This window comes from Lacrimispora struthionigena (genome assembly GCF_048627165.1).
GTDB lineage: Bacteria > Bacillota > Clostridia > Lachnospirales > Lachnospiraceae > Lacrimispora.
In genome coordinates this window covers 630,529-647,186 of the sequence record NZ_JBMBWP010000001.1, presented here as the reverse complement: position 1 = coordinate 647,186, position 16,658 = coordinate 630,529, and the positions used below count along the sequence as shown (strand labels likewise).

The 16,658-nt window shown below is 43.2% G+C and carries 16 protein-coding genes; 3 read left to right on the top strand and 13 right to left on the bottom strand.

Translation table 11 applies throughout. The annotated features are described in order from the left end of the window. Positions 1 to 142 precede the first annotated feature (142 nt). Entirely contained in the window at positions 143 to 1,051 is a 909-nt protein-coding gene (locus ACOAOT_RS03015) for a LysR family transcriptional regulator (RefSeq protein ID WP_420215619.1), read from the top strand. Between the two features lie 62 nt (positions 1,052 to 1,113). Here the strand turns inward: ACOAOT_RS03015 and ACOAOT_RS03010 are convergent, their stop codons facing one another. The 8 genes from ACOAOT_RS03010 to ACOAOT_RS02975 form a co-directional block, all read right to left on the bottom strand. Beyond that, on the bottom strand, positions 1,114 to 1,689 hold the full coding sequence (locus tag ACOAOT_RS03010; RefSeq protein WP_420215618.1) for a nitroreductase family protein: 576 nt from the start codon (positions 1,687 to 1,689) through the stop codon (positions 1,114 to 1,116). A 154-nt stretch (positions 1,690 to 1,843) separates the two neighbouring features. Further along, a complete protein-coding gene (locus tag ACOAOT_RS03005) occupies positions 1,844 to 3,376 on the bottom strand; it encodes an ABC-F family ATP-binding cassette domain-containing protein (RefSeq protein WP_420215617.1) in 1,533 nt (510 codons plus the stop codon). A gap of 396 nt (positions 3,377 to 3,772) precedes the next feature. Beyond that, complete coding sequence (locus ACOAOT_RS03000; RefSeq protein WP_420215616.1) at positions 3,773 to 4,960, bottom strand: MFS transporter; 1,188 nt, start codon at positions 4,958 to 4,960, stop codon at positions 3,773 to 3,775. Between the two features lie 13 nt (positions 4,961 to 4,973). Next, positions 4,974 to 6,185, bottom strand: a complete 1,212-nt coding sequence (locus ACOAOT_RS02995) for an HD-GYP domain-containing protein (RefSeq protein ID WP_420215615.1) — start codon at positions 6,183 to 6,185, stop codon at positions 4,974 to 4,976. 94 nt (positions 6,186 to 6,279) lie between these two features. Beyond that, complete coding sequence (locus ACOAOT_RS02990) at positions 6,280 to 7,089, bottom strand: ABC transporter ATP-binding protein (protein ID WP_420215614.1); 810 nt, start codon at positions 7,087 to 7,089, stop codon at positions 6,280 to 6,282. A gap of 13 nt (positions 7,090 to 7,102) precedes the next feature. Further along, a complete protein-coding gene (locus ACOAOT_RS02985; RefSeq protein ID WP_420215613.1) occupies positions 7,103 to 8,128 on the bottom strand; it encodes a FecCD family ABC transporter permease in 1,026 nt (341 codons plus the stop codon). After that, a complete protein-coding gene (locus ACOAOT_RS02980) occupies positions 8,125 to 9,138 on the bottom strand; it encodes a FecCD family ABC transporter permease (RefSeq protein WP_420215612.1) in 1,014 nt (337 codons plus the stop codon). The genes ACOAOT_RS02985 and ACOAOT_RS02980 overlap by 4 nt, the downstream gene beginning before the upstream one ends. Before the next feature lie 19 nt (positions 9,139 to 9,157). Beyond that, positions 9,158 to 10,126 carry an ABC transporter substrate-binding protein gene (locus ACOAOT_RS02975; protein ID WP_420215611.1) on the bottom strand — a complete coding sequence of 323 codons (969 nt, stop codon included), beginning with the start codon at positions 10,124 to 10,126 and terminating at the stop codon, positions 9,158 to 9,160. A gap of 228 nt (positions 10,127 to 10,354) precedes the next feature. On the opposite strand from ACOAOT_RS02975, the gene ACOAOT_RS02970 reads away from it, so the two are divergent. After that, on the top strand, positions 10,355 to 10,804 hold the full coding sequence (locus tag ACOAOT_RS02970) for a MarR family winged helix-turn-helix transcriptional regulator (protein ID WP_420215610.1): 450 nt from the start codon (positions 10,355 to 10,357) through the stop codon (positions 10,802 to 10,804). Positions 10,805 to 10,882: 78 nt separating this feature from the next. Then, positions 10,883 to 11,581, top strand: coding sequence for a DUF4386 family protein (locus ACOAOT_RS02965; RefSeq protein ID WP_420215609.1), 699 nt, complete (start codon positions 10,883 to 10,885; stop codon positions 11,579 to 11,581). A 151-nt stretch (positions 11,582 to 11,732) separates the two neighbouring features. On the opposite strand, the gene ACOAOT_RS02960 is transcribed toward ACOAOT_RS02965, so the two are convergent. The 5 genes from ACOAOT_RS02960 to ACOAOT_RS02940 are packed head-to-tail and all read right to left on the bottom strand — an operon-like array spanning position 11,733 to position 16,650. Next, positions 11,733 to 12,620 carry a TIGR03943 family putative permease subunit gene (locus ACOAOT_RS02960; RefSeq protein ID WP_420215608.1) on the bottom strand — a complete coding sequence of 296 codons (888 nt, stop codon included), beginning with the start codon at positions 12,618 to 12,620 and terminating at the stop codon, positions 11,733 to 11,735. Further along, the gene (locus ACOAOT_RS02955) at positions 12,617 to 14,161 is read right to left on the bottom strand and encodes a permease (RefSeq protein ID WP_420215607.1); all 1,545 of its coding nucleotides are present in this window, start codon (positions 14,159 to 14,161) and stop codon (positions 12,617 to 12,619) included. The genes ACOAOT_RS02960 and ACOAOT_RS02955 overlap by 4 nt, the downstream gene beginning before the upstream one ends. 4 nt (positions 14,162 to 14,165) lie before the next feature. Next, positions 14,166 to 15,128, bottom strand: a complete 963-nt coding sequence (locus ACOAOT_RS02950) for a CobW family GTP-binding protein (protein ID WP_420215606.1) — start codon at positions 15,126 to 15,128, stop codon at positions 14,166 to 14,168. 21 nt (positions 15,129 to 15,149) lie between these two features. Further along, positions 15,150 to 15,956 carry a metal ABC transporter permease gene (locus ACOAOT_RS02945; RefSeq protein ID WP_420215605.1) on the bottom strand — a complete coding sequence of 269 codons (807 nt, stop codon included), beginning with the start codon at positions 15,954 to 15,956 and terminating at the stop codon, positions 15,150 to 15,152. Further along, positions 15,943 to 16,650, bottom strand: a complete 708-nt coding sequence (locus ACOAOT_RS02940; protein WP_420215604.1) for a metal ABC transporter ATP-binding protein — start codon at positions 16,648 to 16,650, stop codon at positions 15,943 to 15,945. The genes ACOAOT_RS02945 and ACOAOT_RS02940 overlap by 14 nt, the downstream gene beginning before the upstream one ends. Positions 16,651 to 16,658: the final 8 nt, after the last annotated feature.

Below are 16,658 nucleotides of genomic sequence, written 5' to 3'. Positions count from 1 at the left end.
TTATAATTCGATCGATATGGTAAATATAACATTTTCTTAACTATATGTCTAATTCATGTTTTTCATATAAATTATAGTTTCTAACTATAATTTTCTTGTCTTTTTGATTTGCTTCAGGTAAAATGAAGGAAGAGGTGATACCATGGATTTTAAAGATTTGAGTTATGTTTTAGCGGTTGCCAGGTTTCAGAATATAACAAAAGCTGCCAATTCCCTTTATATTTCTCAGCCTACTCTTACCAAGTTCCTGCAAAGTCTGGAAAGCAGCCTTGGACAGAAGCTGTTTAAAAAAATTGGAAACCGTTTCATATTGACCTATGCTGGGGAACGATACGTTAAAAAAGCCGGAGAAATCCTCCAACTGAAAAAAGAGTTGGACAATGAACTTTCCGATATTATTAAGAGCAATATTGGGGTATTAAATATTGCATTTCCAGTTATGCGCGGAACCTATATGCTCCCCTGTACCCTTCCTATCTTCAAGAGTCTGTATCCAAATGTGATTATTAATATAAAGGAGTCCGCTTCAACCACTCTGGAAAGCATGATCCTCTCCGGTGAGACAGATCTGGCTTTTTTCAACAAACCAGTGAAAAGTCCTGAGGTTGATTATGAGGTCATCAGCCATGAAGAAATGCTTCTTGTCATGTCAAAAAGACATCCGCTGGCAGATCAGGGAATCACAAGAAAAGATTGCAATCACCAATGGTTTGACTTAAGTCTTCTGCAGGATGAAATATTAATTCTTCAGGAGACCGATCAGCGTTCCCGTCAGACAATTGAACGTGTCTTTCAGCAGGTTGGCTTCCAGCCTGATAAAATGCTGATTACAAGCAATATCCGGGCAGGGGCAGAGCTGGCTTCCAGAAATTATGGAGTCACTTTTGTCACAGATACCCATCTAAAGCATATGAATTTTCTTGATCAACTGATCTGTTTTTCCTTTGGTACGCCAAATACCATGGTTGACTTTGTAGCTGCTTACCGGAAAGGATCGTATTTGAATTATCACGCAAATGAATATATTAAAATAGTAAAAGACTTCACATAATAGAATCAAAGAATACAAAAAGCTGCCCGGCGAACAAGTGCCGGACAGCTTTTAAGCTATTATTACTTCTTTACAACAACTCTCTTATTAATATCTTCTTTCTCTTTCCCATCTGGTTCTGCGCCGATGCCTCCAAATGGCATCTGACCGATCAGCTTCCAGCCAGCCGGAATGTCAAACAATCTGGCAACTGCTTCATTGATAACCGGATTATAATGCTGAAGAGATGCTCCCACACCCACTTCCCGCAATGCAGTCCAGATATTAGACTGAAGCATACCGTTGGACTGATTCGCCCAAACCGGGAAGTTATCTGCATAGAGAGCAAATTGCTCCTGATAAGACTTTACAAGTTCTTCATCGATAAAATAAAGAATGGTTCCATACCCGTTCTTAAAGGAATCAGTCTTAGTTTTATCCACCTGCCCGCCAAATGCTTCATAGGCACTGTCCCACAGCTGATCCTGCTTCTCTCCTAGTGCAACCACAACTCTGGCACTCTTCATATTGAACGCATCCGGTGTTGCTTCTGTCACCTTTCTGATAATATCCAGTACTTCCTCTTCCGATACAGGAAGCTCACGGTTGATATTATAATAGGTTCTTCTCTTCTCAAGGCTCTGAATAAATGACATCATGTTTGTTCCTCCTTATTTTATATGAAACCACTATGAGAATCATCTCACTTCTCACGTGTTTTATTCATGTAACAATTATTATAGTAAAATACTACCATATTATTCTACGTAAGTCAATATGATTTTAATAAATTATATTTGACAAAATTAATCATTAGTAAAAGCCGATATCGATTACTCTGTCCACCCAATCCCTGTAAAAGGAAATTTCGTGGGAGACCAGCAAAACAGTGCCGGAAAATGCCGATAATGCCTCCTTAAGGGCCAGTTTCGCCTGTACATCCAGATGATTGGTTGGCTCATCCAGAATTAAAAAATTATAAGTTCTTCCTGTCAGCAGACATAGCTTAACTTTTGCCTGTTCCCCTCCGCTTAAGGTTCCCACAGGCTGCAGGGCATGTTTTTTTGATATCCCGTTCTGAGCCAGTTTTTTTCTTACCTCCATTCTCTCCAGCAATGGAAAATGATCCGATACGATTTCTATAGGTGTGAGGCTGTCATTTTCCCATACCTGATCCTGCTCATAATAACCGATGACCGCCTTTTCAGAGAAACAATATTTACCACCTAAGGCAGGAATCTGATTCATCAGGGTTTTTAGCAGCGTAGATTTACCAGCTCCGTTAAATCCCGTTATTACCACCTTTTCCCCTTCTCTCATAGAAAAGTTCACGCAGGATAAAACAGGTGAGCCATATCCTACAGTCAGATTTGATACATTCAGTTTTCCTGCCAAAGGAAGGGTCCCCTGATCAAACCGGAAAAAGGGTCTGATTTCTTTTTGATCCAGTGCCTCCATTCGTTCCAAATGGTCAAGCTGCTTTTGTCTGCCTCTTGCCATTTTCGATTTTCTTCCTGCTATATTTTTACGGATAAATTCTTCTGTCTTTTTAATCTCTTTTTGCTGTGCGCAGTATTGCCTTGTATAATTTTCCCGAAGCTGGACTTTCTTTTTCAAAAATTCTCCGTAAGAGCCAAAATATTTCACTACCCTTTTTTGATCAATATCACAAATCCAGTTTGTTGTTTTGGTCAGAAACCCCTCATCATGAGAGATCACCATAAATGCCTGTTCGATCCCGCTTAAGTAATCCTGAAGCCAGACAATATGATCATGATCCAAAAAATTGGTGGGCTCATCTAAAAGCAAAACATCTGGCTTCTCAATCAGAAGCTTCGCCATAATGACTTTTGCCCTCTGACCACCGCTCATTTCTCCAATCGGACGGTTAAAACCAAGGGAAGAAAGTCCCAGCCCCTGACAAACCAGATCAATCTGTGAATCGATCCGGTAAAAATCACGATGCTCCAATTGTTCCTGGCAGACGGCAGCCGCCTTAAGCGCTCCTTCCTGTCCTCTGGCTGCACGGTCATACAGTTCATTCATCCTTCTCTCCAGAGTATAGAGCTCCTCAAATGCTGTTTTTAAAAATGCTTTCATTGTCATCCCATTGTCCATGCTGGCATATTGGTCCAGATAACCCACTTTTATGCCGGGATACCACACCACTCTGCCCTGATCCGGTATGATCTGTTCTGTACAAATTTTAATCAGGGTACTTTTCCCTGTACCATTCTGCCCTGTAATTCCAATATGTTCTCCTTTATTAAGAACTAAATCTGTTTCATAAAATAACTGATTATCTCCAAATGAGTGAGATAAGCCTGTAATCTCCAATAAACTCACGTCTTACTTCCTTCTTTCCTGTGTTCATTTCAAATACAGACCGTTTTCTCCTTTAATCCTAATATCCTCTCTGCTGAATTAAAATAAAAAAACAGAAGACCTGGATCAAACTTTCTCAGCCTTCTGTTTCAACTTCATACAACAAAAGGCCATGAACAAATAAAACATTGTCCATGACCCTTCACCGCAAAAAGAAGCAGGGAAAACAGGCATCAAAAGAAGAAACAGCCTGTAACGCTGTTCTTATTGCTGCACTGTTTCCCGATGAATCTTATAAGCGTATCAGTAACCGCCATACTCTGTACAATGTTTCACCGGGTTGATTTGTACAGAGCTCATTCGTCTTGTCAATTGATCGCTAATAAAAAAATTCATATCTGCTCTCCTTACCTTTGATTAAATGACTATATCACTATCTTGTTTTTCTGTCAACCCAGACACAGCTCCATCGGACTTTCCTCCTGCAGGGATCAGTTTCCACACAAGTATACTGATAGCAGTCAGAAAAACAGCACAGAGAAAATAGGGCGCCCTTCCCCCAGCAAGCAAAAAAACACTTCCTCCCATAAAAGGACCAATGATTCCGCCTAGGCTGGTGCCAAGCATATACTTTCCATAAAAATCTCCCATTACCTGTTCCGGAACTCCTTGCACAAAAAGTGCATCCAAAGAATAGTCCTGTGCCGTAAGCGCTATCTGATACAAGGTCCAGACAATGGCAAATATCTGCAGATTGGGGCTGAAAACCAGCAGAACCATGAAAACAGCCGCAATCAGAGTAGCGGAAAAAATTGTTTTCTTATAGCCCAGCTTATCTCCAATCTGTCCGATTCTTGGACTTAAAAAGGCAGTAAGTATTACCGGCAACATAAAGACTAATCCAATCGCCTGCATACCCACATGATATGTCTCCATCATATATGGAATCACTAAAACTCCCACCAGGCTGGCTGGTATACAATATAAAAGATTCAACATCCAGATCTTCTGTTCCAGGGGAGTATAGACCACTTTCCCAGTCTGGAAAGCCGGTTCACTTGTATGAGAAGGTTTCTTTATAAATACAAGAACCAGCGAAACAAATGCAAAAGCAGAACTGATTAAAAAGATCTGGCTCCAGCCCTCTAAAAAATCAGTGCGGTTTAGCACATAAAATGTCAGACCTATTCCTATGATTCCGCCCAGCTGCCGATTCCCACTATACCTTCCAAGACCCTTTGCAAAACTTGTTTTCTCAGCTGTAATCAGGCTGATGGCTGAAATTGTCAAGAGAATTCCTGCGGCTCCCTGTACCATTCTTGCGGCCAGTAAGTATCCCAGACCTCTTGTCTGGGAAAGCAAAAAATATGCTATTACGTACAGGAATATGGCACAGCTCAACACCAGGAAACGGCTGTAACGGTCCGAAATCTTCCCAAACAGTAATCTCATTACCAATCCTGAAAACGAATAAACTGAATACAGAATACTTAACTGAAACACCGTATAGCCCAGCTCTCTGGTATAAGCAGGCAGTAGAAAGTCAAAAACCAGACATGGCAAAGAAACCAGAATAATTGATAATGCTACTTTTTCATACTTCATAAACTCCCCTTTGTTAAACAGAACTAAATGCCTGGTCTATATCCTTTGTAATGCCTGAATCCACGAAACCATTGTCCGCCATATCAGAAAGGACCTTAACTGCCTGACTATGAGGCATTCCAGCTCGATAAGGGCGATCCTCCGTAAGCGCCTGGTACACATCAAGGCAGCCCATCATGCGTGAATTAAAATCCAGTTCAACCCCTGTTTTACCAAAGGGATATCCCTTCCCATTCAGCTTTTCATGGTGATTGGCAGCCCATTCTGTGATGTCTTCAAACCCCCTGATGTTCTCAAGTGCGACTCTTGTATAATACACATGTTTTTTTACTGTCTCAAATTCCTCCGGTGTCAGGGCACGGGGAACGTCAAGAATACTGTTTGGCACAGCCAGCTTTCCTAAATCATGCAAATCGGCTGCAATAATCAGCCTGGCCGTCTCCTCCTGATCCTTATTATAATATTCAGCCATTCGGGCCGCTTTTTCTGCCAAACCCTTGGAATGACGTCTGGTGAAACTGGATTTGCAGTCAACGATTCTGGAAAATACTCCAGTAACCTGCCGGATTTTGTCCAGAGATATGTCCATTTCAAAGGACGGAACCACCTCATCAAGCGCCTGCTCAATCCTGTCATTGCTTAGATTTGCCCAGACCGACTGATCTTCCACCATCAACTGAAGAACTTTGGCAAGCCTTGGACAAACCATGCCAGCCTGACAGATGGAAAGCCATTTTAACACTTCTTCATGAGAATAATCTCCGTCTGCAAACTTAAAATAGTTTTCAAAACTGTCAGCCGCAGCAATAATCTGAGAAATGAGCGGTATATCATCTCCTTTTAACCCAAAATACCCATTTCCGTCATAACGCTCATGATGATAGAGAATTACATCCTGCGGTTTTGTCAGAAACGGGTAGTCTTTTATATTCTTTTCCCCAATCATACAATGGCCTCTGGAGCCTTCGAATCTGGTTACTGCATGATCCCATTCCCCTGGAAGATCTTCATAAAGGCTTGATTCACTTAAACCGTTATCATGTAGGATGGAAAGCGCAGCTGCATCATAAATCTCTTCCTCTGATAAATTCATCCTCCTGGCGATGCATACGGTTAAATAAGCTGTTCTCTTTCCATGATTGGACTGCATTCCCAGCCGGTCCTTCTCCATAAAGTCCAATGCAAAGGAGACAGCGATTAAAAAATCATTTAAGCTGAATAGCATATGTTATCAGCTCCTTCCTTATCCAAACCAGTAGATTTACCTGTCTACTGGTAAATTCTGTATAAGTTTATTGTAAATCAGCCTGGGATGTCTGTCAACAGGAATGGGCTGGACCAATGCTCCTTCCTTTGCCATGGGGGATTAATAAAGGTGTTCCAAATATTGGGTCCGTTGAGATCTCACACTCCAGATGAAAGACTTTTCTGACTGTTTCTGCAGTCATAACCTCTTCCGGAGCTCCCTCGGCATATACCCTGCGATTACTTAATGCAACCATGTGATGACCGTAGCGGCAGGAAAGATTTAAATCGTGAAGCACCATAACGATGGTGCGTCCTTCTCTGGCATTCAGGTCATAAAGCAGGTCCAATACCTCAATCTGATGGGCAAGATCCAGATATGTAGTAGGTTCGTCTAAAAGCAGGTACTCTGTTCCCTGGGCAAGAGTCATGGCAATCCAGGCGCGCTGGCGCTGACCGCCAGAGAGAGAATCCACGGTTCTGTCGGCGATACCAGCTACATTGGTATCTTTCATGGCTTTTTGCACCATTTCCTCGTCCTGTCTGGTCCATTGCCCCATAAAATTCTGATGAGGGTATCTGCCCTGTCTTACTAGCTGGGAAACGGTCAGTCCTTCAGGCGCAGTGGGCCCCTGAGGCAATACCGCCAGTTTTTTTGCCACAGCCTTTGTGGACATTTTAAAGATATCCTGTCCGTCCAGAACCACGTTTCCTTTGCCGGGCCTTAACAGGCGGCAGAGGGATTTTAGCAGTGTGGACTTACCGCACCCGTTGCTTCCCACCAGTATGGTGATCTTTCCTTTTGGAATATGTAGATTTAATTGTTCTATAATAAGCTGGTCTCCGTAGGACAGAGATAATTGATTGGTCAATAATTCATTCATGTATTTTCTCCTGTCAATTGGACTGATTGCGGCTGCGGTAAAGCTGGTAAATGAAAAACGGGGCTCCGATTGCGGCAGTAAACACTCCTGCCGGCACATCAACCGGCAGAAATACCGTTCTGGCAACCGTATCGGAAACCAGCAGGATCAAGGCACCGATCAGTGCCGAGGCAGGCAGCAGAAAGATATGCTCTGTCCCCACCAGACGGCGGCCCATATGGGGTGCGATCAGGCCGATAAATCCTATGGCTCCTACCACCGCTGCCGCGCCTCCCGATAAAGCAGCGCTGAGTAAAATGATAACTGCTCTGTGTCTCTGTAAATGAGCTCCCAAACCTGCTGCCACTTCATCTCCCAGCCCCTGCACATCAATATGACGGGAGTAAGCCATGGAAAAGAAAAAGCAAATGGAAAACCAGGTCAGAAGAAGGCGCACATCATTCCAGTCCGCACCATATACACTGCCCACCATCCATAAATAAGCCTTATCCACTGCTGCATTTTTACTTTTAGAAAGCAGCAGGGTGGTCAGAGCGCTTGTTACAGATGAAACACCGATCCCGACCAGTATCAGCCGTATGGGGGTTACTCCTTTTTTAAATGCCAGCACATAGACAAGCACGGCTGCGGCAAGTGCTCCCAAAAATGATGCCAGGGAAAGGTAAACCGTTCCTCCATCCGGAAAATAATTGAGGAACAGAACAGCAAAAAGACTGCCTCCACCAGTGATGCCGATTACATTGGGAGCAGCTAGCGGGTTTCTTATAGTTCCCTGTAGCAGAGTTCCGGAAACTCCAAGTGCTGCTCCTGCAAGAACTGCAGTTGTAGCACGGGGTAGCCGGACAGTCTCCAGAATCATTTTCACCTGGCTGTCAGACTTTCCGAGGATTCCAAGAAGAACCGTGTCAGGAGAAAGAATCAGGGATCCGGCGCAGACGCAGGCTGCATAGGAAACAGCCAGTAATATGGCAAGTGCCAGAAGCTTTCTTTTTGGGGCTGATGCACCTTTTGCAGATGCAGTTTTAGATCGTAATTTCATCGTCTGCCTTTCCCTCCTTTTCTTGCGATATAGATGAAAAATGGCGCACCAATGAGAGCTGTCATAACCCCTACCGGCGCTTCGGAAGGCATGACGATAAATCGGGCCAGTATATCAGCAAATAATAAAAGAGTTGCTCCCAGTACTGCGCTGTAGGGAATAATCCACCTGTGATCCTGCCCCACAAGATTTCTGGACAAATGGGGGACTACCAGACCCACAAAGCTGATGGAGCCTGCTGCCGCCACGGAACTGCCTGCTAATAGTATAATGGAAACCCCCATCATAATTTTGACCAGCAAGGTACGCTGTCCCAGTCCTTTGGCTACGTCATCTCCTGAAGATAAAATATTTACAGGAACCGAAAGCAGCAGGGCCAGAAGCATACCTGCTGCCATGTAGGGAATCACCATTATCTGCTGCTTCATATCACGGCCTGCAATGCCTCCTGCCAGCCAGGATAAGGTGTTGCGGATTCCCGATTCGCTTAAAACCAGGATTCCCTGGGTAAAAGAGGAAAAAAGTGCAGTAATAGCAGATCCGGCCAGCACAATCTTAACAGGTGTCAGACCATCTCTCCCTACCGACCCAAGAACGTATACACAAACGGCAGAAAGAGCCGCGCCTGTAAAAGCTGCCCATAAAACACCTTCCCCCGGCAGATTCCCTGCAAAGGAGGAAGCAAGCACCGCAAAAAATACGGCGCCTGAATTTATCCCCAGAATACTGGGGGAAGCCAGAGGATTTCTGGTCAGTGCCTGTGTCAGCACACCGGAAACCCCTAAACTCCCTCCCACCAGCATGGCTGTGACTGCTCTTGGAAGTCTTGTATGTATAACCAGAATATGCTCCGTTAAACCAGGATCAAAATGAATAAACGCCTGAACCACCTCATGAAGAGCAATGGAATAAGTACCAAGTGATACGCTGGCTCCAAAGCAGAGTACCATTCCTGCAAGAAGTCCGGTTAATACTGCTGTTTTTTGTGTTGTGGTCCGCAGCCAAGCCATATGCCTTTCTCCTTTTCTCTTATTCTACTCCGTAAAATGCATATACTTCCTCAAGCATATGCATGGCTGCCTGAGGGCCGCCGCCGCTGTTCCAGAATACAGAATTAACCGGATATACCTGATTATTTTTTACTGCAGTTAAATTGGACCACAGTGGATTGGAGGTCCATTTATCCCGGTTTGTCACATTTTCCGCCTCATTTAAGTTGGTCTGGTCAAAAATCAGATCCGCCTCCATCTGGGGAATTGCCTCTTCAGACTGAAGCATAACACCCCACTCCTCTTTCTTATGACTTTCCGGACGCTCAATCCCCATGTCATCTAATACCGTAGCAGCAAAGCCTGTATAAACGATTCTTGCATGATCCGCCCGGAAATCAATCACTGCCACCTCGGTATCCTTGATTTTATCTGCTGCCTTTTCCTTGAAATACGCAGTTTTTTCATCCCACTTTGCAAAAAACTCTTCTGCCTTCTCTTCTTTGTTCAGGGCTTTTGCACAGATATTGAGAGTATCCTTCCACTGATACACCTCGTTGACCATGACAGTTGGTGCAATTTCATTGAGCTGGGAATATATTTTTTCGTGGCGGACTTTAGAAGCAATAATTAAATCAGGCTTTAACGCAATTATTTCTTCTAAATTCGGCTGGGTTTCTATTCCTAAATTCACCACTCCATCCATCTGACCCCTTAAGTATTCATAAACCGGCTTTTCCGCCCAGGATTCAACTGCTCCAAGAGGCTTTACGCCAAGAAGCAGGGCACTGTCTGTTGCTCCCTGAAACAGTGTTACAACTCTAAGAGGTGTTCCTTTTATCTCCGTTGTTCCCATGGCATGTTCAATGACTCTGGCAGACTCCCCTGCCGTTGTCTTCGCAGTTACTGTTTCTGTTTTCGTACTCTCCCCACTCTGTCCGGATGCGCCGCATCCAGTTAAGAGAACTGTAAGTACCATGAATCCGGAAAAAAGTTTTATAAGCTTCACTCTTATACACTCCTTTGTTCTTATTGATTTATTTTCTCATTAGTTAGTTTATACTAACTCGCAAAAATACCTGTACAGTCTATCATTGGATGTACCTTCTGTCAACATAAGACAACTGAGATAAAATATCACTTAAATTATTTTTCCGCTTGACTGGTGGATTTATACGTTGTACAATACCTGTGTTTAGTAGCTAAACTTGTATAAAACAGTATAAAGGAGAAAGATATGCCGAAATTATCAAAAACAGATACAGTTATTCATTCGTTCGAAAAAGTAATGAATCAATACATTTTAAGTGAAAAAAAGCCACGTAATTACGGGACGGATCAATTATACCATCGTTCCGAAGTTCATACCATTGATGCGATTGGAAAGCATAACAGCATTAATGTTACAACCCTGGCAAATTACCTGGGTATAACAAAAGGCGCAGTCTCACAGATGATTGATAAACTCATTAAGAAAGGTTTAGTAATCAAAACAGTACTTTCGAAAAGTGATACAGAAGTTGCTTTAAGCTTAACTCTCAAAGGGAAGCAAGTTTATGAAGGACATAACGAATACCATTATGAATTCTATAAAAGGATTGAAAAGGAACTTGCAGACATGAGTGAGCATGACATACAGATTTTTTTAAACATCATGGATAATCTGAGTAAAATTTTAATTGAATAAGAACAGATTAATTTTATCCATTAGTTTAGTAGGTAAACTCATTAAATATTATTGATAATCAGCATTGGAGGTGTCATTATGACAAATATTGTATTTCAAAAAAGTTCTGGAATTTTTATAATAATAGTTGCAATCGGTTTTACATTAAGTCAAATTGGAATAACTAAATTTTTTAACTATCCTGAAATATTAAGACAGCCAGCACAAAATGTATTGCGGGCATACTACGACAAAAAAGGAAAAATAAAGCCATGTTGGGTAATTTTCTCTCTTAGTTCTTTGATGCTAACAGCTATCTCTGGGATATTTTACAGATTGCTAAACACTAATAATACTCCTTATTTGATCATTGGTACATTCTTTGGAACTGCTGCAAGTATTTTTTATGTAATCGGATTGATGAGGTGGGTATTTCTGGCGGATACTATATCCTCAAAATATATGACAGTCAATGCATCAGAAAAAGAGAAAGATAACTTAATTATAATATTTGAAGCATTTCATGTATATTGCGGAAATTCCATTGGAGAAACAATGGGCTTTTTGTGCATGGGGTTATGGATTATTATGGTAGGATTTGCTATAACCGCTACAACAATACTGCCGTGGGAGATAGGTCTTTTATACATAGCCTGCGGTTTTGGTATAGGAATAGCTCCTATGGAATGGACTGGATTCAAAGCAGCAAATAAAATAAATAAAATATCAATGAAGATACTAATGGCCTGCCTGTTAATAACCGGAGCTTTTCTCATAACTAAGCCGTTAAGTTTTTAATTACATAGCTTTGTCCAGCTTAATTTCATGTAGCGATACTTGCAGGTATGCTAAAAAAAGAAATGTCCGTTAGAAATATAGCTATATATCTAACAGAGACATTCCTTTTTTAGCTTCTGATTTATGCGTACCACACATAGATACGATTCTATCAGTAATAAGGATAAACATACTCCTGCTGGGGTTTCTCCGCTACCACCATATTATCTGCATCAATAGTCGGATACCCGTCTTTTACCAACAGCTTTCCTGTCACAGTGACCCAGTCATTCTCCTGAAACTTCAGTCCGCCTGTATCATATGCCATCAGACCCATAGGCGCCATGTCAGCAGAACAGCACCACATAGAAAGACGGACCAGCGCAAATTCATTCTCCTGCCGGTTTTCCAGATCCAGAAATACAAATCCCTTCATGGTAACTGTATATCCCTGGTATTGATCCGCATGCTCTCCCAGCTCTGTCATCCACGCATAATAATCATCATCTGCAATGGTAATCGTTCGTGCTTTCTCATCAAGTCCATTTAATTCAGCTCCTTTTAAAAGCTCCGGCTGCTGACTTTGTGTCTGCTCCTCACCAGCATTCTCACCGTAACCAGCACTATCATCCGGTTCTTCTGCAGCTGTCTCATCTTCATAATAATCAAACCCGTTTGTTGCCTGTTCACCAGTATTTCCGTAATCATCCCCCGCCCCCTGCGCAGAGGACCCGGGTATACTGGAACTGGAATAGTTCTTAATCGCAGCACTCCCTGCCGGTGGTGCCGGAGGCACAGCTAAAACAAGAATGGGAATTCCAAGAACCAGACAGTGAAACAGGCGGGCTTTATATTTAGGGCGGAAAACCCTGAAAGCCCCCATTCCTGCCCACAGTATCATGACAGCGGATAAACCATATAGATAAGGCTTCATTCTCGGAGTCACATAGGATAAATAGGCGCCTGTTACAGTCAGCCGGAACAGAAGAATCCCAAATACCAGATAGCAGACAGATTCTGTCAATGCCTGAATATTCAATCCCTTTCCTCTTAGTTTCATATCCGGATCCCTCCACTTCCAAGTATTGCAAATATACCAACAACACCAAAGCAAATCAGGAACGTTGTAACAAAGAGGCGGACAATAAACTTCTTTTCAAAACCGCCAAGAAGCATGGCTCCATTCTTTAAATCCATCATGGGACCAAACACCAGAAAGCCCATCAGCGCCCCGGCGGGGAAAACACCTGCCATGGTTCTTGCCACAACTGCATCGGAAGAGGAGCACAAGGACAGGATAAATGCCATTGCCATCATAAATGCTACCGATGCCAGGATGGGAATTCCCCCTCCCGACCGGGTCATTCCCGGCCAGACCTCCTGCAGCACAGTGGATACAAAAATTCCCGTAAGCAGATACGTTCCAACTTTGAAAAATTCATTCTGGGCATGACCCATCATCTGAAAGAAACGGGTTGCTTTGCTGTCATCCGATGTAGGAATTTCATAATCTCCGTATCCTTCTCCTCCCTGTATTGCCGGATCTGTCAACAAAACCTTCTGAGGAGGACTGATCAAATATGTCAGGCCAGTCAGCACTGCACATAAAACTCCCAATCCGCATCTTGCTGCAATTATCTTAAGGTTACCATTAAAAGCATACCAGGTAGACAATATTACAACCGGGTTTATCACTGGAGAAACCAGCATAAAAGTAACTGCTGCCGATAATGGAACTCCTTTTTTTACCAGACCTTTAAACACCGGTATGGAAGCGCAGTCGCAAACCGGAAGACAGAACCCTGCCACTATGGCAAACAGCTGTCCGAAAACCACGTTTTTGGGGAATTTACTGCGTATCCAGTCCGCAGATACATAAACCTGTATGGCAGAGGAAAGTAAAACCCCAATCACAAGAAATGGCACTGCCTGTAAAAACACTCCCAAAAACAAGGTAACAAAAGATCCCAGATAAGAATTGGCTGTCAAATAAAAAATGGCTGCAGCAGCGACCAATAACAGCGATATCTGAGATTTTACTTCATACTGAAACATTTTTTTCTTAAAACGATCCCATTTTCCTTCCGTAAATACATGAATGTCAGGATTAATCTGAAAAAGCTCCCGCGCACTTAGCTCTGCCTTCTCCTCTTCCACCCTTAAATACGCCAGATTGCCTGCAGCAATCTGTGACATGGAAATCAATCCGGAATCTGTAATTTTGTGCTTCAGTTCTTTCTCATCTCCTACATAAATAACCTTTTCCACATGGATGGCCGGCTTTAAGTGAAACTGAAGAAACATCTCCTCAAATCGATGAAAATGCTCCATCCCGTTCCACTCAATTAAGATTAACTCTGCCGGATCCTTCTGGATCTCTTCACAAATGGAATCAGCCACAGCGTATGGTGATTCCTCTATTTCCGCCTTAGAATAATAAAGGGAGCGCACTCCTTCCCCTTCGGCAAGGGGTGTGTCTCCCCGCTCAAATTGAATCACCAGGACTTCCTGTTCAGAAAGCTCTTCCCGGATTAACCGGTTTATCAGCGTTGTTTTCCCGGAATCAAGAAATCCTGTGACTACCCACGCAGGTGTTACCATGGTGTCATTCTCCTTTAAACAATGATATAATCTGATCTTCCTTTATTCCCGTCCCTATAAAACACACACTGTTTCCTTCTCCCCGTGAGCTTTGTATCTTAAGCATTCCGGGTATGTAATGAAAAGAAATGCTTCCCGCAGGCCCTTTCACGATCCCTTTTCCTCTCAGAATCATTCCATCAGCCTGACTGGTCACTCTGTTAATTTTCGCCTTCAGTTCCGCCTCTGTGAGGACTTCGTCGCAATCAATACTTACGGATAAAAATATCTCTCTGGTAAAACGAAACAGCGGCCGCACCGCACATTCTCCCTTGCCGCCGGAACGAATCTTCCGGTTAAGCGTTACGGGGTTTTTCATATCTTCCATCAAAGACTCCGTAAGAGATACTCTGTCTCCCTGACGAAATACATCTGCAGGAATCCCATCCCAAAAATCCGCTTCAATTCTGGCCTCAGGATTCAGTTTCCTGATTTTATCCATGGTCTCCTGGATCTCTCCTGTTTTCCCGCTTAAATGGCTTAGAAGAATTAAATCACCGAATTGAATCTGATTGATAAACACTTCTCCATAATTTTCCCTGTATTTATCAAAATTCATCACATCCACCACCGTAATACAGCGACAGATCTTCACCAGATCCTTCCGTTTCATACAGACCTTAATGATATCAGAAAGTCTCCCGGCTCCAGACGGCTCCACTAAAATCACCTCCGGTGCATACTCCTTTACAATCTGTTCCAGGGATCTGTTAAAATCTCCGTTCAGACTGCAGCAGATACAACCTGAGTTTAAACTGGTCACAGTTAAACTGTCACCTTTTAAAAGTTCTGAATCGATTCCGGCGTCGCCGAAATCATTTTCTATCACCACAATCTTCCGGTTTTCAAAAACTGCAGGGACCATAGTCTGAATGAGTGTGGTCTTGCCTGCACCAAGAAAACCGGATATGATATACAAATCTGTCATTTCTCTACTCCTTATCGTGACCTAACCTTTCACTCCAAGCAGCTTTTTTCCAATAAATATAAAGAGAAGGGAAACCACTCCGACTAAAACTATGGTTCCTCCCGGCTTTAATCCCAGATAATAGGCAGCAAAAAGGCCAATTATCATAAATACCACATCAAAACCAATGGCATAAAGGACTGTCTGCCTGTAATTTTTGGAAAACTGCATGGAACAGGCAGTGGGTATCACCATCATGGACGAAACAATTAAGGCTCCTACGGTTCTTGCCGCAATGGAGACCGTAACTGCCGTTAATACGGTAAATATAAAATTCACTATTTTCACAGGAACTCCGGCAAGTCTTGCACTCCTCTCATCAAGAGCAATATAAAACAGTTCTTTATAAAGAAGTACAAACAGCAAAAGCACCGTTAAGGACACTCCGATAACCAGAAACATCTCCATGTCGCTGATTGCCACAATACTGCCAAAGAGAAAGCTGTTAAAGTTGGCAGAATTCTTCACAAAACCAGACAGCACACCTGCCAGACCGATTCCGGCAGACATAATAATGGCGATGGACATCTCCGAATAACGGGGCAGTTTTCTTCGTATCGCCTCGATTCCAAGGGCAGCCATAATGCAGGCTGCCACGGCTCCGGCAACCGGGTTAATTCCCATAATGAGCCCGAAAGCAACTCCTGCCAGAGAGGTATGGGAAAGTGCATCTCCGATCATGGAAAGTCTTTTTAATACAATTACCACACCGATGCAGGGAATCACCATGGCAAGCAGAATTCCCACTACAAAGGCCTTCTGCATAAAGGCATAATTAAATATCTCCATCACAGTCAGCCTCCCCCGTAATTGTTATTTGTCTCATCAAGCCGTTTTCCAGCCGAAAGATGGTATCTGCCAGACCGGCCAGACGCTTCCTGTCGTGTGTTACCATAAAAACAGTCATGTGATCATTGCGATTGAAGTTTTGGATCAGACGGTAAAATTCTTCCGTATTCTTTTCATCCACACCGGTGGTGGGCTCGTCAAGAATTAATAGACGAGGCTTATTAACCAGGGCTCTTGCCAGCAGTACTCTCTGCTGCTGACCGCCTGACAGCTTCCCGATCAGGCGTTTTCTGTATGGTTCCATTCCCACCTCACAAAGAGCTTCTGTCACTTTTTCCTTCTCTTTTTTACCCGGAAAACGAAACAGCCCGATCTGGCTGTATAAATTTGCCTGAATGATCTCTTCAACAGAGGCCGGAAAGTCCTTGTAAGTATCCATTCCATTTTGGGGAACGTATCCCACGTCCTTCCAGTCACTGAACTGGCGGATATCCTTCCCCAGCAGTTTAAAGCTTCCTGCTTCTCCGGTTAAAGACAGCTCGCCTAACAGAATCCGTATCAGTGTACTTTTCCCAGCCCCGTTGTCACCGGTGAGCGCGGCAAAACCGCCTTGGGGAACAGTTAGATCCACTCCGTTTAAAACCCTTGTTCCTCCGTAGGAAAATGTCAGTCCCTTCATTTCAATCGCGTTCACATTTTTAC